Origin of the sequence: Brevibacterium sp. HMSC22B09, assembly GCF_001806795.1 — a bacterium.
Taxonomy (GTDB): Bacteria; Actinomycetota; Actinomycetes; order Actinomycetales; family Brevibacteriaceae; genus Brevibacterium; species Brevibacterium ravenspurgense.
In genome coordinates, this window is the sequence record NZ_KV786021.1 from 43,574 (window position 1) to 65,558 (window position 21,985).

A 21,985-nucleotide genomic window follows, 5' to 3' on the forward strand; every position below is an offset into this window, starting at 1 on the left:
TAAGGCGCAGAAGCCGGCTAAAGGGAGTCTGGCCGTCCGGATGTGGGTTGGAACGATGGCCCTACACATCAATGGAACAGAGGCGTGAGACATCCGCAGGCCGATTCGCAGCCGCAGGGGTGCACGATGTCCTGAAACCAGACATCTCTACAGCATGAGCACCGCTATCCCCGCGAACAGCAGCATGCCGATATTGCAGTGCAGGAACGTTGGGATGACGGTGTCGCGAATGTGGTCGTGATGCCCATCGGCGGCGAGTCCGGACGTCACGCCGAGGGAAATGGTCGATGCGGGAGAACCGGCATCACCTAGGCCTGCCGAGGCTCCGAGCAGGCAGACAGCAGCCAGCGGGTCAAGCCCCATTTCCAGTGCCAGCGGAATGTAGATCGGGGCGAGGATCGGCACGCTCGCGAAGGAATCGCCGAAGCCGATCGTGATGAATAGGCCCACGAACAGCATGAGGAAAACCCCGAGTGCCGTGTTGTCGCCGATGAACCCGCCGACTGCGGCAATCAGCGGGTCGATCTCACCAGTTGCGTTCAACAGTCCTGCAAAGCCGGAGGCAACCGTGATGATGATGGCGATGTGGCTCATCATGAGCACACCCTGGGTGAAGACATCGTCCTGTTCCCTCCACCGGAAAACTCCAGCGAGAGTCAAGATGAGAAAGCCGATCATCCCACCCACGAGCAGGGAATCGAAGGCGATCTGGAAGACGAGTGCTGCAGCTACGGCAATGAGCGTCATGATCAGCTGGAACGGGTGCAGCGACACAGCGTTCTCTGATCCAGCGCTCCCCCGCGCAGCAGAAAGCCGGTCTGCCTGCGGCAGCTGAGGGTAGTCGCGGGGTTTGCGGTAGCTGAAGAGAACAGCGGTCAGCATTCCCGCTGCCAGACCCATGACGGGCCAGAACATCGCTTTCCACGCCATATCAGGGGTTGCAGTGAGCCCCCGCGGGCCGCCGAACTCATCGACGTTGGTCAGCAGAATGTCGTTGAGGTAGATGGCGCCGAAACCCGTGGGCAGCAGCAGGTAGCTGGCACTCATGGAGCATGCGAGTACAACAGCAACGGCACGGCGGTCGATGCGCAGTCGGTTGAGAACGCCCAAGAGCGGCGGGAGCAGGATGGGGATGAACGCGATGTGCACGGGAACGAGGTTCTGGCTGAGCACTGCCGCGCCGGCGAACAGGCCGAACAGTCCCCACTTTGCACCCTGACTCACTGCACGCTCTTCCGCGGTGGTCTTCTTTGCCACCCAATGGGCGAAGAGCTCAAGAAGGCCGGAACGGGACAGCGCAACGGCCAAGGCGCCGATCATGACGTAGGTCAGACCCACCTGCGCGCCGGACAGCAGGTTGTCGTTGAAGCCCGCGAGGGTCTCTTCCATGGTCACCCCAGCCTGCAGGCCACCGAGAATGGCTGATGACACCAAAGCAATGATGACCGGAACCTTCACAAGGCACAGGGTGACCATCACGAGGATCGCGAACACAACCGCGTTGATCGGGTGGCCCGTCACCTGACCCAGAATCCAGACAGCGGCCAAACCGCCAACCGCAGCCAATACCGAGGGCGGGAGGACTTCAAAGAATGTCGGCCGGGCAGCCGTTGGGGATACCGCTTTTCGTTTCACCGCGGCAGGTCCCTGCGGTTTGTTCTCAACGTGCATGACCGGCAGTGTACTGAACGGTAAACAACGTGATGAACACCACCTCGACAACTGTGTTCCCGCGTGCCTACCGTGCACACAAAAAAATCTCGGGACACTGCGCAAACAGTGTCCCGAGATTTGAACCGAGGGGATGACGGGAATCGAACCCGCACTATCAGTTTGGAAGACTGAGGCTCTACCATTGAGCTACATCCCCGCGCGAAGCGCTTCTCTACTTTAAAGCACAGTTCCCTGATCTGCAAAATCGACGGGGTCAGCGCGACATGCCCCGAGCCCGAAGTGCCTTTCTGGCGGCAAAGGGCTAGTATGAAGCAGTCCGGGATGTGGCGCAGCTTGGTAGCGCATCTGCTTTGGGAGCAGAGGGTCGCAGGTTCAAATCCTGTCATCCCGACAACACAAGGCCCGAACCGGTTGGTTCGGGCCTTGAACGTCTATGCCGGACAGTTCAGCACATTGGCGCGGTAGAAGCGCCCAGCATCTCAGCTTCAGCGCTTGCTGTCGTAGTCCGAGATGATACCGATGCGGCGCACGTGGCGTTCGTCTTCCGAGAACGGTTCGTCAAGGAACGCGTCGACAATCGCAATTGCCTGGTCTTGCGGGTGCTGGCGAGCGCCGATCGACACGAGCCAGGCGTCGTTGTGCTGGCGTGCCAGGCGGGCGATTTCTTCGTTCCAGGCCAAAGCACAGCGAGCACCCTGAACCTTGTTTGCCGCAATCTGCTCGCCGTTGCCGGAACCGCCGATGACAACGCCGAGGGAGTCTTTTCCATCGTGGCGGTCGTCAACAACGCCCTGGGCTGCATCAATGCAGAACTGGGGGTAGTCATCGAGTGCGTCGTATTCCAGTGCTCCGTGGTCGACGACGTCGAAACCGCGGGTCTGCAGGTGTGTTTTCAGGGCTTCTTTGAACTCATAGCCGGCGTGGTCTGTTCCCAAGTGAATTCGCATGCCCTCAGCCTACCGACTTTCGCCTTGCTCTTTCAGCTCAGTGTTCTTGCCTGGCGGTCCGGTTTTCAGCCTGCGCTTCCCCACCGTGGAAGAATGAGTTCAGTTCACCTGAGAATGAGCTCAGTTCGACTATCTGAAGAGGACGCGACGTGGCACAGTACAACCTGACCGAAGCTGAAACCGCTGAACGCGCTGAGATTGTCAGCGTGGATTCCTATGAAGTCCTGCTGGGGCTGACCGGGAAGGGTGAAACGTTCCGGTCTGTCACGACTGTGCGCTTCTCTGCTCAGGCTGGTTCGTCGACTTTCATTGATGGCATTGTCGATTCTGTCCACTCCATCACCCTCAACGGCCGTGCTGTTGATCCGGATGAAGCGTGCCGTCCGGGCCGTATTCTCCTGAACGACCTTGCCGCAGACAATGTTCTGACTGTCGATGCTGAGTTCTTCTACATGAACACCGGTGAGGGCCTGCATCGGTTCACCGACCCTGTGGATGACGAGGTGTATCTCTACACCCAGTTCGAGGTTCCGGATGCCCGCCGTGTCTTCGCTGTGTTTGAGCAGCCGGATCTGAAAGCGGAGTTCTCCTTTGTTGTCGTCGCTCCCAAACACTGGGACGTGGTGTCGAACTCCCCCACTCCCGCACCTGCTGAGCCGGGCGCCGATGCTGAGGTTCTCGGTCTTGACGGGCAGGACCTGAAGTCGTGGCGCTTTGCTCCCACACCGCGCATTTCCAGTTACATCACCGCGCTTGTTGCGGGCCCCTACCGCAGTGTCCACGATGAGCTGGTCAGCTCCGACGGTTCGACGGTGCCGCTTGGCGTGTATGCGCGCGCTTCCCTGTTTGATCACCTGGACCCGGAGAACATCTTCGACATCACCAAGAGGGGCTTTGTCTTCTTCGAAGAGCTCTTCGATACCCCGTACCCCTTTGCGAAATACGATCAGCTGTTTGTTCCCGAGTTCAACGCCGGAGCAATGGAGAACGCCGGTGCGGTGACGATTGTGGAGGACTACGTCTTCCGCTCCCGCCCCACCGAAGCGGCCGTGGAGCGTCGTGCGGTCACGATCCTGCACGAGCTGGCCCACATGTGGTTCGGGGACCTCGTCACGATGAAGTGGTGGGACGATCTGTGGCTGAATGAGTCCTTTGCCGAGTTCATGTCCACGCTGGCCACTGCTGAGGCCACTGAGTTCTCTGAAGCCTGGGCAACCTTCGCTGCGTCTGAGAAGTCGTGGGCGTACGCCCAGGACCAGCTGCCGAGCACTCACCCGATTGCAGCCGGTATGGGCGATCTTGTGGACATCGAAACGAACTTCGATGGAATCACCTACGCCAAGGGCGCTTCGGTGCTCAAGCAGCTGGTGGCCTATGTCGGCCGCGAGAACTTCTTCCGGGGCGTGAAGTCGTATTTCGACAAGCACGCCTGGTCGAACACCCGTCTGGCTGATCTTCTGACAGAGCTCGAGGCTGCTTCGGGCCGTGATCTTCAGCGTTGGACTCGACTGTGGATTCAGGAGAGCGGTGTCAACATCCTCCGTCCGCAGTACGAGGAGGAGGACGGTCTGCTGACAGAACTCACTGTGGTGCAGCAGCCCTGTGTTCTGCCCGGTCACGAGGTGCCGAGCCTCCGCCCGCACCGTCTGGGGGTTGGTCTGTACTCGGTTCTCGAGGGGCGGCTTAAGCGGACTGCTCTGCACGAAATCGATGTTGATGGTGAGGCGGCCGAGGTGCCGGTCGATGAGGACACACCGGTGCCTGACCTCATCGTCGTCAATGACGGGGATCTGACCTATGCGAAGGTCCGCTTGGATGAACGCGGTTTGAAGACTGTGCGCACGCATTTCGGCGACCTCAATGATTCGCTGACGCAGCTTGTCGTGTTGGGTTCCGTATGGGACATGGCCCGCGATGCCGAGATCCCAGTGACGGACTACATTTCCCTGGTCTGCGACAACCTTGTGCACCTCGTACATTCGACTGGTCTGCAGACGCACCTGCGGCAGTTGGAAACAGCCGTGTTCTCCTACACTCCCCCGGCCCTGCGGGACACTGCCGCCGAACGCACTGCCGAGGCGCTGTGGGCTGCCGCCGGCTCCGCCCCGGAGGGAAGCGACCAACAGTTCCAGTTCCTCCGCGGTTTTGCCAGCTTCGCCCAGTCAGACGATCAGCTGCGGCTTCTCGCCCAGCTGCTCAGCGGAGAACAGCCGCTGCCGGAAGGTCAGAAGCTCGACGACGAACTGCGCTGGCACATGCTGACAGCCCTGGCCGGTCACAACCGCGCTGGCGAAGACGACATCGAGCGCACGCTCCAAGCTGATAACACCGCCGCCGGTCAGCGCAGTGCCGCACGTGCCGAAGCTTCGATTCCCACCCCGGCGGCAAAAACAGCCGCTTTCAGAGCTCTGACGGAAGACAGCGGCCTGCCCAACGCCGTACTCTCGGCAACCGCTCGCGGCTTCGCCTCCGGACTGCAGAAATCTGACGGCTCGCTCATCACGGCAGAGGCTCCATTCGACGACTTTGCGGCCGAATACTTCGCCCGGGCTGAAAGCTGGTGGGACACACAAACCCTTGAGATCGCACAGACGCTCACCTTGTGGCTTTTCCCGCCCGCGACCGAAGCGACAGTCGCCATGGCCGAACAGTGGCTGGAGGAACACCGGGAGGCCAACCGCGGACTGCAGCGAACAATGGTGGAGAACCTCGACCGAGCACGGAGGGCGTTGGCGGTCCAGCGCCGCAGCGAACATCCATGACCGCACGCGAAGCGCACGGCCAGCGTTCCTTGTGCTCCCTCTGATGTTCACTTCCTACACTTGAGGGCGTATGACTGTATTGACATCTGCTGATTCGACCCCTTCGCCGGCACCAACCGACACGATCGGCGAAATCGCTGAAACCGCATCCGATCCGGCGTGGTGGACCGCCCTTCTGGGCACTCCGCTGCGCATTGCGCTCATCGTGGTGTTTGCGGTTATTGCGTCCCTGATTCTGCGCCGCATGATCGGCAAGTTCGCACGGAAGATCGCTGACGGCACGACCGCTGCGAACAAACGCCGACACTACGACGACGGAACCCGTTCCGACCCCGTTTCACGGGCACGACGCGCACAGAGAGCCAACACAGTCGGCTCCCTGCTGTCGTCATTCGCAACCATCATCGTGGCGGCAATCGCGGGACTCATGGTCCTGCAGGAGGTCGGCATCAACCCGGCGCCGATCCTGGCCTCGGCCGGTGTGGCGGGTATCGCGCTGGGCTTCGGTGCACAGTCACTCGTGCGCGACTACCTGTCGGGATTCTTCATCGTGGTTGAAGACCAGTACGGCATCGGCGACACAGTCGACTTGGGCGAGGCAATCGGCACCGTCGAAGAGGTTGGCCTGCGCACCACCCGCATCCGCGACGTCGAGGGCACCCTGTGGCACGTGCCGAATGGAGAAATCCTGCGCGTGGGCAACCAGTCACAGGGCTGGTCGCGGGCCGTTGTCGATGTACCCGTACCCGTCGACATCAACCAGAACACTGCGACCGACATCATCACCCGCGCCATCACCCAGCTCATGAGTGACCCGAACCGCGCGTCCGTCATCATGGAAGACCCGGAGATCATCGGCATTCAGGAGCTGACCGGCTCGTCGACAACCATCCGCGTGTTCATCAAAACCCTCCCCAACGAACAGTGGGCTATTGCCCGAGCCTTCCGGTCCTGCCTCAAGTCTGAGTTCGACAAGGCCGGGGTCGCCATCGCCCTGCCTGACCAGATGGTCATCAAGGAGACACCGGGTCAGGCACCACCGGCTGCGACCGGAGCCGATGCCGACGACGGTTCACACGCCTCGAGCAGCTGAACCAGGCGGCCTAAACGACGGCCTGACCCACTGCTGAAGCACATAGGAGACAATGACGGCATGACAAACGGTTATGAGCGCCCCGCCAGCGTTTTCGACATGGTCGGCGGACATGAAGCTTTCACCACCCTTGTCGACACCTTCTACGACGGCGTGGCACAGGACGACTACCTCATCGCCATGTACCCGGAGGGCCACGAACTCGAAGGAGCCAAGCACCGCCTGCAGACGTTCCTCGAACAGTACTTCGGCGGCCCCACCACCTATCAGGAAGAGCGCGGGCACCCGCGCCTGCGCATGCGCCACGCGCCCTTCCCCGTCACACCGAAATCACGCGAACACTGGCTCAAGCACATGCGCCACGCCCTTGACCAGCTGAACCTGCCGCCCATGTACGACAGCCTCATGTGGGACTACTTTGAGCGTGCCGCCACAGCTATGCTCAACACACCGGACGAAGACTCAGACGAGCACCGAATCGATCCCAGCCGCCGGCTGCTCTGATTGCACCGGCAGGGTTTTCAGCCTGCCTCGATTGAGCGGGTGATGATGAAACCCGCAGGTGTCGCAAAGCGCAGCCACGGACCGCTGCGGTAGACCATCGCGGTTTCTCCGACGGCAAAGCCAGCCGCATCGAGGCCGAAAGCTGCCCCCAGCGGAGCAGTCTCACAGCCGGGCAGCGGACGCGACCACACCATCCGGCGAACCTTGTCCACGGCCAGCGCTCCCGCACCAGAAGGTGAGGCTTCCGCAACAGCGGCAATTCCCTCAGCGGCTGCTTCCCGCAGCTGCTGAACCGGCAGCTGCGCTGCCGCCTCCCACCCCGCACGAGGTGGAGTCACGGCCGCCCACGGCATCCTCACCTCGGCAGGGGGAACACTGAGGTCCAGTCCCCCGGTGCGATCCATACGGGCAAAGCGGTCGGTCAGCCCGGAAGCCGGAACCACCGCATCGACCCCGTCGGCAGATGCCGAGCGCAGACGCAGAGCGCGCATCGCAATGACCAGCGGAAGTTCGTCGCCAAGGCCCTTGGGGTACAGAGGAGCACCGGAGACGACCAGGACATCCCCTACTCCGGTCAGCCGCAGTGCAGCACCGGAATCGACACGCTGCATACGCGCAGTGAACTGCCGCAGATCGGCAGCGTCGGCTTCCGCCTGCAGTTCAAACGCCGGCTGTTCCACGCTCACCTCCGCTTGAGCGGAAGCGGACCGACGGCGCAGTCGGCGAAAGCCGCCTGTTCGTCATCACGCAAACGGCGCGCGCGGCCGGTTTCCCCGTCTACGAAGACAAGATCAGATTCAGCGACCGAATAGACCTTCGAAGCATCCGGTTCGAGAATCACATAGCCGACCTTGATGATGACCGGCGTGATCTTGACGATGCACACATCAATTGCGATCGGACCGTCCCTGTACGGGATGGGGTCGCGGTAGTCAATCGCGTGACCGGACACCAGGATCTGCACGTCGGCAGAAGCCTCACGGAATACCGGCGGCATGACAAGACCGAAAGCATCCGTGCGCTCACCGCCGGGCAGCTCACCGGGAATGACATCGCGTGCCGCAGTCGGAGAGCCGAACGCTTTGACACGCGCCTCTTCCAACAGCTTCAGCTGTGTCACGTTGTTGACGTGCCCGTAGGCGTCCATATCACCCCAACGCAGCTCCACGAGCGTTCGCGTAAAGGGGCCGTCGATGAGTGGATTGTGAAGTTCGGTCATGCCGCCATCTTCGCATGACTGAACTCAACGCGTGTCAGATGCGGGCCACAGCGAGAGTTTTCTGCGTATCCTGAGCCAAGGTACGTACGAAGGAGCAGCATGGCCGACACCAGCGACAAGAATGTTCTCGAAAAGATCATCGAGCTCGAAAAGCTCACAGATCCTCCCGCCGGCGGTGAAGAGTTCGGATTCCGGGTGTGGAATCAGCCCAAACCGGACGGCAGGCTTTTCGGCGGGCAGGTCCTCGCTCAGTGCGTTATGGCAGCCTCGGCCACCGTCGATGACGACCGCCCCATCCACTCCTTCCACGGCTACTTCCTGCGGGCCGGCGCCGTCGACGAAGAAACGACAATCGGCGTTGAGGATCTGCGTGATGGCGGTTCTTTCTCAGCCAGGCGAGTCCAGGCCTACCAAAAGGGCATGCCGATCCTGTCGGGAATCTCCTCGTTTCAAAAAGTGCAGCCCGGCCTTGAGCACCGCGAGCCCATGCCGCAGGCTCTCCCCCACCCCGAAGCGCTGCCGAGCCTGGAGAAAATCCTCGGAAAGCTTGATATCACCCGCTTCACCCGAGCTGAGCGGATGCGGGAATGGCTCATGCAGCGGCCTTTCGACATCCGCCCCATTTCGCCCGACATTCACGCGGGCTTTCTCGGCTCACCCGAACCCATCAACCGCTTCTGGGCGCGTCTGAAGGAGCCGTTTACAGGCATAGACAGCCGTGCTGCGACCGCCGCGATCCTGGCCTATGCCAGTGACTTCGCGATGCTTGAACCGAGCTTGCGCGTTCACGGTCTCACATGGGCTGATCCGCGCCTGCGGATTGCCAGCCTCGATCACGCCATGTGGTGGCACTCGCACGTCGACGTGACCGGCTGGCTGCTGTTCGACATGTCCTCCCCGTCTTCCGATGGCGGGCGGGGCCTGGGCATTGGTCGGATCTACAACCAGAAGGGCGAACTCGCAGCCTCCGTCGCCCAGCAGGGCATGGTGCGGCTGAAGGAAAGCTGACTCATACAAACATGTGGGGCCCGCCGTATTCGGCGGGCCCCACATGTTTGTGCGCTGTGAGCGGCAGCGGCTGTACGTCAGTCGCGCGTCAGTCTGCGGTGCGTGGTGCGGTGCGGGCGAGCTGCCTCTACACCGAGGCGTTCAACCTTGTTCTTTTCGTAGCCTTCGAAGTTGCCTTCGAACCAGTACCACTGAGCCGGGTTCTCTTCTGTGCCTTCCCACGCGAGGATGTGCGTGGCCACACGGTCGAGGAACCAGCGGTCGTGGGTGACGACCACGGCACAGCCGGGGAACTCGAGAAGAGCGTTTTCCAGCGATGCCAGGGTTTCGACGTCGAGGTCGTTGGTCGGTTCGTCAAGCAGCAGCAGGTTCCCGCCCTGCTTGAGCGTCAGCGCCAGGTTCAGGCGGTTGCGCTCACCACCGGAGAGCACACCTGCCTTCTTCTGCTGGTCTGCGCCCTTGAACCCGAAGGCGGACACATAGGCGCGCGACGGCATTTCGACCTGGCCGACCTGAATGTAGTCGAGGCCATCCGAAACAACTTCCCACAGGGACTTGTTCGGGTCGATGCCCTCTCGTGACTGGTCGACGTAGGAGATCTTGACGGTTTCACCGATCTTGAGGGTGCCTCCGTCGAGTTCTTCCAGTCCGACGATCGTCTTGAACAGCGTGGACTTGCCCACACCGTTGGGGCCGATCACACCGACAATGCCGTTGGGCGGAAGTGAGAACGACAGTCCGTCGATGAGTTTGCGACCGTCGAAGCCCTTCTGCAGGTTCTCTGCTTCGATCACAACGGTTCCCAGGCGCGGGCCCGGCGGAATCTGGATCTCTTCGAAGTCCAACTTGCGTGTCTTCTCGGCTTCTGCCGCCATCTCCTCGTAGCGGGCCAGACGTGCCTTCGACTTGGTCTGGCGACCCTTGGCGTTGGAGCGAACCCATTCGAGTTCATCTGCCAGGCGCTTGGCCAGCTTGGCGTCCTTCTTGCCCTGCACCTGGAGACGTTCCTTCTTCTTCTCAAGGTACGTCGTGTAGTTGCCCTCGTAGGGGTACAGCTGTCCGCGGTCGACTTCGGCAATCCACTCCGCAACGTGGTCGAGGAAGTAGCGGTCGTGGGTAATCGCGATGACAGCGCCCGGGTAGGTGCTCAGGTGCTGCTCGAGCCACAGAACGGATTCGGCGTCCAGGTGGTTAGTGGGCTCGTCCAGCAGCAGGAGGTCCGGCTTTTCCAGCAGGAGCTTGCACAGTGCCACGCGGCGACGCTCACCACCGGACAGGTGGGTGACAGGTTCGTCGCCGGGAGGGCAGCGCAGCGCGTCCATGGCCTGGTCCAGCTGCGAATCAAGATCCCACGCATCGGCGTTGTCGATCTCTTCTTGCAATTTGCCCATTTCTTCCATGAGCGCGTCGAAATCGGCGTCTGGCTGTGCCATTTCGTCGGAGATTGCGTTGAAGCGAGCGACTTTGCCCATGATGTCGCCGACTGCTTCTTCGACGTTTTCGCGGACCGTCTTGTCTTCATTCAGCGGCGGTTCCTGCTGCAGGATGCCGACCGTGTAGCCGGGCGACAGCCGAGCTTCGCCGTTCGAGGGCTGGTCGAGCCCAGCCATGATCTTGAGGATGGTTGATTTACCGGCACCGTTGGGGCCGACCATGCCGATCTTCGCACCGGGGAAGAAAGACATGGAAACGTCGTCGAGAATAACCTTGTCACCGTGCGCTTTGCGCGCTTTGTGCATGGTGTAAATGAACTCTGCCATAGCACCTAAGGGTATCGGCAGGGCTCCCGATCAGCTAATCCGAGGTATCAGAGTCCGTCGTCTTTGCGCTTGTGCATGTCCTCGCCCGGAAGATGACCTGCACCGTTGTCCTCGCTGCCCTCTTCACGCTGTTCGCCCGCGGGCATTTTCACACCCTTGGGACGGTCGACTTCGCCGATGAGACAGTCGTCATTGGACTTCAAGGGCGGGTACAGGGCAGCCGTGGCCCCGCCGTTGCGGATCTCCCCGATGACACAGCCTTTTTTCACCTTGACAGCGAAGACCTTCGAGGGGACATCGTGGTCCAGAGGTGATTTGTCCAGGGTTGCGGCAATGTTCTCGGGCTTGTAGCCGCCGTCCTGCAGAACTTTGAGAGTTTCTTCGCTCGTCGGAATGCCGTCTTTGTGCGTCAGCGGTTCAATGACCTTGAGGACTTTTTCGACCTCGGCAGTCTGTTTGCCGGCTGGGCCGCCCTCAGGTTCTGAAGCCGAACCGAAAAGCCCACAGCCAGACAGCATAAGAGCGGCCAGGCCGCTGGAAGAGATAACCGCTGCTGGGCGGGCGCCGAAGAGTTTCACAGTAGACAACTGTAGTACCTTTTCGGCGCCCGCACCCGCAGGCCGGCCCGGGCACGGGGCAGAAAAATCAGAACGGCGGGCCTTCTCCCCCGGTGCCGGCGGCCGCCATCTGCGGTTCGCTGTCCGTGCTGGCAGAGGAACCGCTGTCGACAGAGACCGCGGGCTGATCCGAGTCTCCGGCATCACTTGCCGCGGGGGCGTCGACTTTGGCCCACGGACTGTCACTGTGGCGCTGTTTGATTTCTTCCATTTTCTCGTTTTCTTCGGCCGTAACTGAATTGGAGCGGAACACCGCCATGCCGAAGGACAGATCCGGACCGACCGCGTGAGCGTTGACAGTCAAACGCTCCCCGCTGGCAGTCTCGGTTTCCCACTGGTCCATCGACACCCGGCCGATGACAATGACCCGTTGGCCCTTCTGCAGGGAGCCTGCGACATTGATGGCCCAGGGCCTCCAGACTTTGACGTCGTACCAGGTGGTTGGGCGATTGACATACGTGCCGTCATCTGTGCGGTAAGCGTCGTTGACCGCAAGACGGAAGCTCGCCCAGGTGCTGCCGTTCGAAGCGGTGCCCGAACGAATATCGCTGCCGACATTGCCGACGAGGTAGGTGTAGTGCTGCATTGCTGTTCCTTTCGATCAGAAGAGGTACAGCAATGGTCACCAGCCGCAAACGTTCAGAGAAGAGTGCAAAAGGCCCTGTGGAAAGCCGGAGGACCGTCCACAGGGCCGAGCGCACAAGTCAGCGTCAGAGCACTGACGCCCAGCTGCTCAGCTCAGAGCGTCATAGGTTTCCCTGTGCTTGCGCAGAAGCTGCGTCACAGGTTCGAACACATTGTCCGTCGCGGCCGAGTGAACTGCTCGCTCAATGTCTTCTTCCACCTGGGCTCGGGCATCATCAGCGCCCTTGCGCCTGGCATTCGCGGCCAAGACGGACGTGATGATGGAGCCGATAATGCCAACCACCAGCGGTGCGGCGGCAATCAGGCCCAAGACACTGAGCCGCATGTTCGGTAGAGCCGTCCACAGAATTTCGGGGAAAAAGAAGATCAAGACAGCGGCCGCTGCAGTGGTGATGATCCCAAGGATCGTAAGGATGAAGAACAGCCACTGGAAGAAGCTGGCAACACCCCACCAGCCCGGCTGGCGATGCGAAATGTCGACACTCGAAACAGCTGATTCCAGATCTGCTGAGATGCGAGCGGCACTCTGATCTTCGGCTGCTGCCGCGGCGCGCTTCCACGCTGCGGGGAGTCTGCGCGTGGCACCGCTGATGACCTCGTGGGCCGCCAGGTTGATGCGTGCGGTCTGCGGCTGTGTCAGCTCCGGCTGTGCCGCCCGCAGAAGAACTTCGCGGTCTCCCCCGTGGCGGGCGCCAAGCGGGTCGGCTTTTCCGCGGGATGCTTTGGCAAGCAGCGGATAGGCGGTCTTGGCGTATGCGCGACGGGCGTAGTCATCGTGCACGGTTTGCCCAATGGCCGATGTGCCGACGGCTTCGTTCATAGCGCCGATGAGGATGTCCGACTGGGGAATCTGCTCCGGGTCGTCAACCGGACGGCCCAGTTCAGCGCGAATGCGCCCGGCGACATCGGCAAGCTCCTGTTCGATGCGGCGTTTGCCGGCTTCGCGGCTTTCGATCATCTTGACCAGCTGACGACGGATCTCGGGCACGCCTTCGCGTGTGACGGCACTCGCGGCTGCCACTGTGGCCTTTTCCATGCCGTCGGCTTCCAGAAGGCTGCGCAGGTGGCCCAGGGTGGCCTTCTTCTGTTCGGCATCAAGGCGGTCAACCTGGTTGAGCACAACAACGGTGCTTTCGGCTGCCGCTGACATCTTCGACAGGTAGCGGTTGTGCAGCGAGAAGTCCGCATACTTCTGCGGGTCGACAACCCAGAAGACGACGTCAACCATGTCGATGAGCCGGTCCGAGACTTCCCGGTGGGCGTAGGCGGTCGAGTCGTGGTCGGGAAGATCAATGAGAATCAGACCGCGCAGCGGTTCTTCGTCATCCCCGTCGAGAGCGGATTCGCGCCACGTGCGCCGGGATTTGGGAACTTCGAGCCAGTCGAGGAGGTCGTCTCCGCCCTCGCCCCACACGCATGCAATAGGTTCCGAGGTGGTTGGTCGGCGGACCCCCACCTCGGCGATTTCAAGGCCGGAGACCGCGTTGAACAGAGAAGACTTACCGGAGCCGGTGGAACCTGCAAAGGCCACCACGGTGTGCTCACTGCCGAGACCGCGGCGTGCTTCGGCCCGACGGAGCACCTCGGCGGCAGCCTGCGCGGTTGAAGCGGACAGCGCACCGCCTTCAAGGTCGAGCGCGGTGCGGATGCCCTTGGACAGTTCGTCGGAGCGGTTCACGTCAGGCCTTCCAGTCGGCGAACGGTTGCGCGCAGATCATCAGCTTGGGTTCCGCTGACGGCAACGGAGGCAAGCGCGTCTTCAAAGGGCTCACGGGCCCTCGACAGCAGACTCAGCCCTGTGTCAAGCAAGCGCCGGCGCGCACTCGCGGCGAGCTCTTCTGTGGCTTCCGGACCGAAGATCGTGTTGAGCAGACGGTGCACTGCCAGCCGGTCCTCGTACTCTGCTGAGCCTGCACGAGGCGCCCCCGTTCCCCCAGCACCGGCGCACACGGCATACATCAGCACCGCGGAAACACCTGCGACGCCAAAGGACATGATGCGGGCCTTCGCAGTCTTCGACTGACCGACGCTGCGCACGGTGTCTTCCACACTCGCGGCCCATTCGGCAGCGCGCTGACGGCACAGCTGGTCAAAGCCCGCCGGCAGCGAGCCAAGGCCGGGGTGACGCTCAACAACGGGTCGTCCGTGCGGAAGCTCCTGCCACGTGTCGACTGTCGAACCCGAGGCACGAACGGCCTGTTCGCGCACCAGCACGACAATTGAGGACAGAATCGCCTGAATCAGCAGATCGGCACTGTCGCGCCGGCCGGTGACGGCTGAGGTGATGCGGTCGCGCAGACGGCTGACGGTCGGTTCGAGACCGCGGAAGAACTGGCCGGTGCCGACGAAGTCCTGCCATCTGGCCTGCACTTCACCGCGCAGCACCTTGTCGGCAACAAGAGCCTCGCCCAGCCTCCTGCCAGCCGCGCCGAAGCTGCCTTCTGCGGCTTCCTGCAGTTCGCGGTAAGCGCGCACCTGTTCTTCTGCGCAGTCGGCGAGGACTTCTGTTTGGGGGCGCACCGAGGCCAAGGCACCCTGGAGGGTGCGCTCGAGGACCGCGGTCCGGGCACGAGGTGACCTCCCCAGGTTCTCGACCCACGACTTCAGGGGGAACACGGCTGCCTCGGGAATGAGGTCGTCTTCCAACTTCAGTTCCGGAACGGTGAAGATCGGCGCGGATCCGTGCCCCGCCTCGGCGAGCAGCTGAGCCAGGTGGTGGCGAACTTCGCGGTTGGCCTTGGGCGGCACGCGGTTCAGGACGACGGCGACTGATGTGCCACGTTCGTCGGCCTGGTGCAGCAGGTCCCACGGGACCGCGTCGGAGTAGCGAACAGCAGTCGTGACGAACAGCCACAGGTCTGCAGCCGACAGCAGCTGCCGGGACAGTTCGCGGTTGGAATCGCGCACGGAGTCAATGTCCGGCGAATCGATGATCGCAAGTCCCCGCGGCACGGCAGTGCTGGCCACCAGGCGCAGCTTCTGCTGGCTTTTAGCGCCCTCACCGCCGTCACGGGTGCGCTGGAGGTGCGGCAGGATCCGGTCGGAAGCGAAATAGGACCGATCTTCCGGATGGTGTACGAGCACCGGCCACACCGTGGTGGGCCTGATGACACCGGACTCTGTGAGCTCTTCGCCGACGATCGAATTGACGAGCGTCGACTTGCCAGAGCCGGTGGACCCGCCGACGACGACCAGCAGCGGTGCATCGGGGTCACGAAGACGCGGAAGCAGGTACTCAGAGATCTGCGTGCCCAGAGCGCGCTGAAGCTGGGAACCCTCTTCAGCCCTCTGCGTGTGCAGGGGAAAGTCGGCAGCGCGCACTCGCGCCGCAGCGTCCGAAAGGATCGGCACTGCTTTGGCACGCAGGTTCAGTCGGTGGGAAGTCACGTACTCACTTTGACGAAATTTTCAGCTTGTCTCCACTCGCCGCGCCGGACAGGGCGGGACAGCTTGCTGTGCGCGGGCTGCGGAACCGCCCGCAGAAACGACTGTGCTCGCTCTGTGCTGGGACAGCAGAACCAGCACAGAGCGAGCACGGACTGAATCAGCCGAACACGGCGCGAAGAGCCAAGACTCCGATCGCACCAATCACCGCGGCAGCCGGCACCGTAATGACCCAGGCAAGTGCGATGGGCTTCATCAGGTTCCAGTTGGCCGCCTTGTTCACAATGCCGACACCGAGAACAGCACCGATGAGGATGTGCGTCGAGGACACCGGAAGACCGAGAACAGAGGCCAACATGACCACACCGGCGGCGGCAAGCTCTGCGGCGAAGCCGGAGGCCGGGTGCATTTCGGTCAGTCCCGAGCCTACGGTCTTGATCACGAACCGGCCGATGAACCACAGACCGGAAATCAGGGCGACACCTGCAGTGAGCATGACAGCCGGGTGGACCCCCGCCTCGTCATTGATCTGGTTGGTCTTGAGCACATCGAGGATCGCCGCGAACGGTCCGATGGCATTGGCAATGTCGTTGGATCCGTGGCTGAAGGCGAACGCGGAGGCCGTGAAAACCTGCATCCAGCTGAACAGCAGGAACGTTGAGCGCGACAGATCCCGCTTCTTCAGCGAGCGCGCGAAGATGAAGACCGCCATCCACACGGTCGCTGCGATCATGCCGAGAATGAGGAAGTTTCCGACCGAGCTCAGTTCGAAGTTGAGGTTCTTCAACCCCTTGAACAGCATCATCGAGCCGATGACCACGGCGCCGAAAGCTGCCAGCAGGGGCACCCATGCCTCCAGTGCGCGGTGCGCGTTGATTTCCTTGGCCCGGGTTTCTACGCGGTGCAGGTCGCGGTAGTACTCCGATTCGAATTCTTCCGGATCGTAGTCGTCCCGCTGGTAGACCGAGGCGTCGCGCGCCATGGCGTTTGTGTACGAGATCTGCTGCAGTTCGTCGAGACGTTCGAAGGCCTGCTTGTGCTTAGTGCGCAGTTCAGCGCGTTCGCGCTTGAGTTCGCGCAGCTTCACGTCCATTTCCTCGTTGTAGACGAGGATGTGTTTTTTGATCTGCCCGAACAGCACCCAGGCGACGATTCCGCCCAGCAGGGGTGAAAGCACCCACGACATGACGATCTTGCCGATTTCGCCCCACTGCACCATTTCGAGACCGCCGGTGCCGGTCGTGATGCCCAGGGTCAGGGCTGCACCGACAATGCCGCCGACAATTGAGTGGGTTGTCGATACGGGCCAGCCCATGCGGGTTGCCACCAGTAGCCAGATGGCCGCGCCCAGCAGCGCTGACATCATGATGAACACGAAGTCCATGGGCTCAAGGTCGATCGCATTGAGGTCGACGATGCCCGAGCGCACGGTCTCGGTCACTTCCCCACCGGCCAGGACTGCGCCGCTGACTTCAAAGATTGCGGCGATGACGAGCGCCTGCTTCATCGACAGGGTGCCGGCGCCAACGCTCGTGCCGAAGGAGTTGGCAACGTCGTTGCCGCCGATGTTGAAGGCCATGAACAGTCCGAAGAGGACCGTCAGCACTAGGACAACCTTGTTCGCTCCGACGTCGACGTAGCCGAATGACCACACCATGAACACGACGAGTGCGATCGTCATGAGGCCGCCGAAGGAAATGTGCCACCAGCGGTCCGGCCCTAAGAAACCGTGGCCACCGGGCTTCACCGAGATGTTCTGCTGGGGTTTGGTTGTCTGCGACATAGAAAGCCTTTCCGTAGTGGCCTCATAGTGACGCAGACGGTTGACACACAAGATCCAATTGTGTGAATTCTGTGTGACGAATGTACGAAATACGATGGAGAGCAGTCGTGAAAGCCTGCACACCGACTGCTGGCAGCCTTGCGATTCGGCTGAGGAGACACCAATGGATACCAACCACATTGCGGAGGCCGCGCACGCTCTGCGCACCGCTGAGCTGACACGCACATCGATTCCACCGTTGACCGAAACCTATCCAGGGATGACGGTGCACGACGCGTATGCGATTCAGGTTGCGCTCGCGCAGAAGCACTTTGCAGACGGGCGCACCCTCATTGGCCATAAGATTGGGCTCACATCTAAGGCAATGCAGCGGCAGATGGGGGTAGACACCCCCGACTACGGGCACCTGTTCGCAGACATGGTCCAGAATGAGCGCGGCGTATTCCTCGCAAACGATCTCATCAGTCCACGCGTGGAACCAGAGATCGCGTTCGTCCTCAAATCTCCTCTGTGCGGACCGGGCGTCACCGCTGACGATGTGCTCAGTGCAGTCGACTATTCCGTCGCGTCGCTGGAGGTTGTCGATTCCCGGATCGCTGACTGGCGCATCAAGCTCGAAGACACCATCGCAGACAACGGCTCCTCTGCGAGGATTGTGCTCGGTTCCGTCCGGGTACCCGCCGACGACCTCGACCTGAAAGCCCTGAGTGTTCGCGTCTTTCGCAACGGCGCCGAAGTCGGACAGGGAACGGGTGCGGCAATACTCGGATCGCCGCTGAATGCGGTGGCGTGGTTGGCGAACGCGCTAGGCGAACGAGGCGTCACCTTGGAGGCTGGCCACCTCATATTGCCAGGAGCGATGACCGCGTCGGTGCCCGCAGGCCCCGGTGACGTCATCACCGCAGACTTTGACCACCTCGGGACGGTCAAGGCTGAGTTCCGCTCTTCGGATGAAACCCCCGCTTGATTCACGGTTGACGCGCTGCGACCGGCACTCGGATACACGGATTGAACCGAAACCGATCTTGAGGAGAGCTCGAAAGCCCCAGCGTTGAAAACGCCCGGACCGTGGTTGTGACACCACGCGCCCGGGCTGAAGAAGCGCCCCCAGCAGGACTCGAACCTGCAACCTACGGATTAGAAGGCCGTTGCTCTATCCATTGAGCTATGGAGGCTTCAGCACGCCATTCTAGCGCCCGCCGCGACTTCGACGACCCCGGCTGTGCGGTCGTGCCCACACAGACAGCTGGGGTCGGCATCGGATCACCCCGATGCCGACCCCTGCGGAGGTCACTCAGACAGGATCAGGCCTGCGGCACCTCGACAATGAGAGCGTCACCCTGACCACCGCCGCCACAGAGGGCGGCGACACCCTTGCCTCCGCCTCGGCGCTGAAGTTCCAGGGCGAGGTGGAGGACAATGCGCGCTCCCGAGGCACCGATCGGGTGACCCAGGGACACGGCACCGCCGTTGACGTTCACACGCTCATCATCAATGCCGAGGTCCTTCATGGAAGCCAGCGACACCGCGGCAAAGGCCTCATTGATTTCGTACAGGTCGAACGAGTCCGCTGCCACGCCTTCGCGTTCAGCGGCGGCCTTGATGGCCTGCGAGGGCTGGTGCTGCAGCGTCGAGTCCGGGCCTGCAGTCCAGGCGTGCGACTTGATTTCCGCAAGGATCGGCAGGCCCTGCTCAACCGCCTTGTCCTTGTTCATGACGACAACGGCCGCAGCACCGTCAGAGATCTGCGAGGCGTTGCCGGCGGTGATGGTGCCGTCCTTGCGGAACGCCGGACGCAGACCGGCCATGGATTCAGCGGTCGTGCCGGCGCGGACACCTTCATCGCTGTCGACGACGACTTCGCCCTTGCGGGTCTTGATCGTGACCGGCACGACCTCGTCGGCAAACTTGCCGTCAGCCCAGGCCTTAGCGGCGCGCTGGTGTGACTGCGCGGCGAAAGCGTCCTGTTCTTCGCGTGAGAAGTGGACGCCGTCTTCATCGTTCATCGACTCGGTCAGCCCACCCATGGCCTGATCCGTGAAGGCATCCCACAGACCGTCGTAGTCCATGTGGTCGCGCATCTGAATCGTGCCGTACTTAAAGCCGGCGCGCGACTTCTCAAGCATGTGCGGCGCGTTCGTCATCGATTCCTGGCCACCGGCAACGACGACGTCGTACTCGCCGGAGCGAACCAGCATCGCGGCGTGGGTGATGGTGTTGATGCCCGACAGGCACAGCTTGTTGAGCGTGACGGCCGGAACGTTCATGGGGATGCCTGCCTTAGCTGCGGCCTGACGGCCAGCACCCTGTCCGAGACCGGCCTGCAGGACCTGCCCCATGAGGACGTATTCAACGGCGTCCGGAGCGACTCCGGCCTTGTCGAGCGCGCCCTTAATGGCGTGTGCTCCAAGATCGACTGCGGAAAGACTTGCCAGTCCACCGGACATCTTGCCCAGCGGCGTGCGGGCACCGGCGACGATGACGGCTTCTGCCATGAGAACTCCTTTGCTGAGGTTTCCGTGAGTCTCGCCTCACTTTGGGAACAATCCTAGAGCACCGACAGTGACCCACGACACTGCGGCCCGCGGGGGCTCCCTCTTTGAGGAAATGTGAAGCTGACTACGTAGAATTGCCCCTAGTGGCTCAGCACTGAGGCGCGCCTGACGGCTGCATCGCCGGGCACGCAGAGCATTCGGACGAAGGAGAATCGGAACCGTGACACAACCGGAAGAATTCCGCACAGCAATGCGGGGGTACGAAAAGAACGAAGTCGATTCGCGTTTGAGCCAGCTCAAGCAGGAAATCGAATCCCTCCGCAAGGCCCTCTCCGACGCTCGCAGCCAGGTCATCGCGGCTGACCGCGCAAAGCTGCAGATCGCAGGCGAACTCTCCGAAGCCAAGCAGCAGCTGAAAAAGGCAGCTGACGACAACGCAGCACAGGCCGGCCCTCCCGGCAGCCGCATCGACCAGCTGCTGAAGATCGCCGAATCCCAGGCACGCGAAACGCTCGCCCAGGCAACCGCGGATGCCGAAACCATACGCAACAAAGCCCGCGCAGACGCCGCGTCGTCACGTGCTCGTATGCACACCGAAAGCAACGACACGCTCAACAGCGCCCGCGCAGAAGCAGAGGCTACTGCCAAGGCTGCAGACCTGCGCGCTTCTGAAACGATCGATGCCGCAGAAAAGCGCGCCGCGGAACTCAAGCAGACCGCTGAGCGCGAAGCCCAGCAGATCCGCGACGACTCCGCTGCAGAAAAGTCTGACTCCTACGAAGCGCTCAAGCGCGAACTGAATGAAAAGCGCGCCGCTGCAGAAAAGGAAGCTGCAGACACGATTGCCGCAGCCAAGAAGGAAGCCGACACGCTTCTGGAAAAGGCCAAGGCCGAAGCGAACACGCTGCGCACAGAAGCCGAAAAGCAGTCGGCTGAGGCCAAAAAGGCCGCCGACGCCCAGGCTGCCAGCCTCGCCAAGATCCGCGCCGACCACGAAAAGGCCGAAAACGAACGCTTTACCAAGGCCCAAGAAGAAAACCAGAAGCTGCAGAAGGCGGCCGCTGACCGGGCAGCCAAGGCCGACGCCGATGCTAAGGAAGCGGCTGAGCGCGCCGAGAAGACCCGCAAGGAAGCTCTCGAAAAGGCCGACAAGATCATCGCTGATGGCAAGGCTCGCGCTCAGGAACTCATCAACGAAGCACGCGAAACCGCCGAGGCAACACTGGAAGAATCCGCTGCAGAAGCCAAGCGCTCGGTGTCCGCGGCACAGTCGCAGGTCGACTTGCTGACCAAGCAGCGCCGCACCATCACCGCCCAGATGGAGCAGCTGCGCTCCATGTTCAGCGCACCCGGACTCTTCGACGACGTTGACCTCGAAGACGACCGTTCCGACCAGATCAAGGCAGCCGCCTACCCCACCGAAAAGATCGGGTCGAAGGAAGAACTCGAGAAGCTCAAAGCAGCCGAAGGCTCGGCACAGAAGAAGAGCAGCACCTCGGGCAAAGACAACAAGACAGACGAACAGGGCGACAAGCCGGCGGCTTCCGGCCAGCAGGATGCCAAGCAGTCAGCCGGACAAAGCTCGGACGCAAAGACCGCTCAGGCGAAGTCCGCAGGCCCTCAGCCCGACAATAAGAAGAACGGTCAGGTGGGCGGCCCATCCCAGGCCAAGAACCCAAACAGCTGACCAGTCAGCTTAGGAAACCTGCAGCATAGAAAACCGGCGTCGCAGCAGCGGCGCCGGTTTTTGCATCAGCGCGGAACATTCACCGACGGCTGCGGGCGTTGAAACACGAGGTGTGCCAGTGCCGACGCTCCCCCACACCGGTCCCCCAGCCGAACTCATCGCCTGAGCGCCACGCGACGGTGTGCGGTGTGGAGGCGGGGAGATCCTGATTGCAGCCCGGGCAGATGTAGACCTTGCCCGGTGTGCCGCTGCGGATCTGCTGCACAATCCACGTGCCGTCCGGTTCCGTGATCGAACGGCGCACAGAGTTCATCGACGACAGAGGTCGATGCGGCTGCTGCCACTTATTGCGGCGGCGGTTCGATGGGGAGCGTGGCATAGACATCATTGTGTCACGTAGAGTGTGC

At 61.9% G+C, this 21,985-nt stretch carries 18 protein-coding genes and 3 tRNA genes; 7 read left to right on the forward strand and 14 right to left on the reverse strand.

Going from position 1 to position 21,985, the window contains the following annotated elements; genetic code table 11:
* Positions 1-147 precede the first annotated feature (147 nt).
* Positions 148-1,671 carry a Na+/H+ antiporter family protein gene (locus HMPREF3087_RS06380; protein WP_256173060.1) on the reverse strand — a complete coding sequence of 508 codons (1,524 nt, stop codon included), beginning with the start codon at positions 1,669-1,671 and terminating at the stop codon, positions 148-150.
* A gap of 128 nt (positions 1,672-1,799) precedes the next feature.
* A tRNA-Gly gene (locus HMPREF3087_RS06385) sits at positions 1,800-1,870 on the reverse strand.
* 121 nt (positions 1,871-1,991) lie between these two features.
* Between HMPREF3087_RS06385 and HMPREF3087_RS06390 the strand changes: the two genes are divergently transcribed.
* Positions 1,992-2,065 (forward strand) — tRNA-Pro (locus HMPREF3087_RS06390).
* Between the two features lie 94 nt (positions 2,066-2,159).
* On the opposite strand, the gene HMPREF3087_RS06395 is transcribed toward HMPREF3087_RS06390, so the two are convergent.
* Positions 2,160-2,621, reverse strand: a complete 462-nt coding sequence (locus HMPREF3087_RS06395) for a ribose-5-phosphate isomerase (RefSeq protein ID WP_070428506.1) — start codon at positions 2,619-2,621, stop codon at positions 2,160-2,162.
* A gap of 149 nt (positions 2,622-2,770) precedes the next feature.
* Between HMPREF3087_RS06395 and pepN the strand changes: the two genes are divergently transcribed.
* From pepN to HMPREF3087_RS06410, 3 genes are all read left to right on the forward strand, one after another.
* Positions 2,771-5,383, forward strand: a complete 2,613-nt coding sequence (pepN, locus tag HMPREF3087_RS06400; RefSeq protein ID WP_070428507.1) for an aminopeptidase N — start codon at positions 2,771-2,773, stop codon at positions 5,381-5,383.
* Positions 5,384-5,453: 70 nt separating this feature from the next.
* Entirely contained in the window at positions 5,454-6,476 is a 1,023-nt protein-coding gene (locus tag HMPREF3087_RS06405) for a mechanosensitive ion channel family protein (RefSeq protein WP_062021677.1), read from the forward strand.
* Positions 6,477-6,536: 60 nt separating this feature from the next.
* On the forward strand, positions 6,537-6,980 hold the full coding sequence (locus tag HMPREF3087_RS06410) for a globin (protein WP_019175413.1): 444 nt from the start codon (positions 6,537-6,539) through the stop codon (positions 6,978-6,980).
* Between the two features lie 17 nt (positions 6,981-6,997).
* Here the strand turns inward: HMPREF3087_RS06410 and HMPREF3087_RS06415 are convergent, their stop codons facing one another.
* Both HMPREF3087_RS06415 and HMPREF3087_RS06420 read right to left on the reverse strand, forming a co-directional pair.
* Positions 6,998-7,660 carry a DUF8185 domain-containing protein gene (locus HMPREF3087_RS06415; RefSeq protein WP_083272075.1) on the reverse strand — a complete coding sequence of 221 codons (663 nt, stop codon included), beginning with the start codon at positions 7,658-7,660 and terminating at the stop codon, positions 6,998-7,000.
* Between the two features lie 2 nt (positions 7,661-7,662).
* Positions 7,663-8,199, reverse strand: a complete 537-nt coding sequence (locus HMPREF3087_RS06420) for an acyl-CoA thioesterase (RefSeq protein WP_062021683.1) — start codon at positions 8,197-8,199, stop codon at positions 7,663-7,665.
* Positions 8,200-8,298: 99 nt separating this feature from the next.
* Between HMPREF3087_RS06420 and HMPREF3087_RS06425 the strand changes: the two genes are divergently transcribed.
* Positions 8,299-9,207 carry an acyl-CoA thioesterase gene (locus tag HMPREF3087_RS06425; RefSeq protein WP_062021686.1) on the forward strand — a complete coding sequence of 303 codons (909 nt, stop codon included), beginning with the start codon at positions 8,299-8,301 and terminating at the stop codon, positions 9,205-9,207.
* Between the two features lie 77 nt (positions 9,208-9,284).
* Here the strand turns inward: HMPREF3087_RS06425 and ettA are convergent, their stop codons facing one another.
* The 6 genes from ettA to HMPREF3087_RS06455 all read right to left on the reverse strand — a co-directional run bounded on the left by ettA (position 9,285) and on the right by HMPREF3087_RS06455 (position 17,396).
* Complete coding sequence (gene ettA / locus HMPREF3087_RS06430; protein ID WP_019175417.1) at positions 9,285-10,967, reverse strand: energy-dependent translational throttle protein EttA; 1,683 nt, start codon at positions 10,965-10,967, stop codon at positions 9,285-9,287.
* 47 nt (positions 10,968-11,014) lie between these two features.
* Entirely contained in the window at positions 11,015-11,545 is a 531-nt protein-coding gene (locus tag HMPREF3087_RS06435; RefSeq protein ID WP_070428508.1) for a DUF6993 domain-containing protein, read from the reverse strand.
* Positions 11,546-11,612: 67 nt separating this feature from the next.
* Entirely contained in the window at positions 11,613-12,170 is a 558-nt protein-coding gene (locus HMPREF3087_RS06440) for a single-stranded DNA-binding protein (protein WP_062021691.1), read from the reverse strand.
* Positions 12,171-12,317: 147 nt separating this feature from the next.
* Entirely contained in the window at positions 12,318-13,907 is a 1,590-nt protein-coding gene (locus HMPREF3087_RS06445) for a GTPase (RefSeq protein WP_070428509.1), read from the reverse strand.
* The gene (locus HMPREF3087_RS06450; RefSeq protein ID WP_070428510.1) at positions 13,904-15,616 is read right to left on the reverse strand and encodes a GTPase domain-containing protein; all 1,713 of its coding nucleotides are present in this window, start codon (positions 15,614-15,616) and stop codon (positions 13,904-13,906) included. The genes HMPREF3087_RS06445 and HMPREF3087_RS06450 overlap by 4 nt, the downstream gene beginning before the upstream one ends.
* Positions 15,617-15,773: 157 nt before the next feature.
* Positions 15,774-17,396, reverse strand: coding sequence for an inorganic phosphate transporter (locus tag HMPREF3087_RS06455; protein WP_083272076.1), 1,623 nt, complete (start codon positions 17,394-17,396; stop codon positions 15,774-15,776).
* Positions 17,397-17,559: 163 nt separating this feature from the next.
* Between HMPREF3087_RS06455 and HMPREF3087_RS06460 the strand changes: the two genes are divergently transcribed.
* Entirely contained in the window at positions 17,560-18,363 is an 804-nt protein-coding gene (locus tag HMPREF3087_RS06460) for a 2-keto-4-pentenoate hydratase (RefSeq protein WP_070428511.1), read from the forward strand.
* Positions 18,364-18,498: 135 nt separating this feature from the next.
* Here HMPREF3087_RS06460 and HMPREF3087_RS06465 read toward each other — a convergent pair.
* Together HMPREF3087_RS06465 and HMPREF3087_RS06470 are read right to left on the reverse strand one after the other, a co-directional pair.
* Positions 18,499-18,571 (reverse strand) — tRNA-Arg (locus tag HMPREF3087_RS06465).
* A 129-nt stretch (positions 18,572-18,700) separates the two neighbouring features.
* Positions 18,701-19,891 carry an acetyl-CoA C-acetyltransferase gene (locus tag HMPREF3087_RS06470; RefSeq protein ID WP_061942543.1) on the reverse strand — a complete coding sequence of 397 codons (1,191 nt, stop codon included), beginning with the start codon at positions 19,889-19,891 and terminating at the stop codon, positions 18,701-18,703.
* 220 nt (positions 19,892-20,111) lie between these two features.
* Between HMPREF3087_RS06470 and HMPREF3087_RS06475 the strand changes: the two genes are divergently transcribed.
* Positions 20,112-21,578 carry a coiled-coil domain-containing protein gene (locus tag HMPREF3087_RS06475; RefSeq protein ID WP_070428512.1) on the forward strand — a complete coding sequence of 489 codons (1,467 nt, stop codon included), beginning with the start codon at positions 20,112-20,114 and terminating at the stop codon, positions 21,576-21,578.
* Positions 21,579-21,657: 79 nt separating this feature from the next.
* Here HMPREF3087_RS06475 and HMPREF3087_RS06480 read toward each other — a convergent pair whose 3' ends face one another.
* Positions 21,658-21,957, reverse strand: a complete 300-nt coding sequence (locus tag HMPREF3087_RS06480) for a hypothetical protein (RefSeq protein ID WP_070423705.1) — start codon at positions 21,955-21,957, stop codon at positions 21,658-21,660.
* Positions 21,958-21,985: the final 28 nt, after the last annotated feature.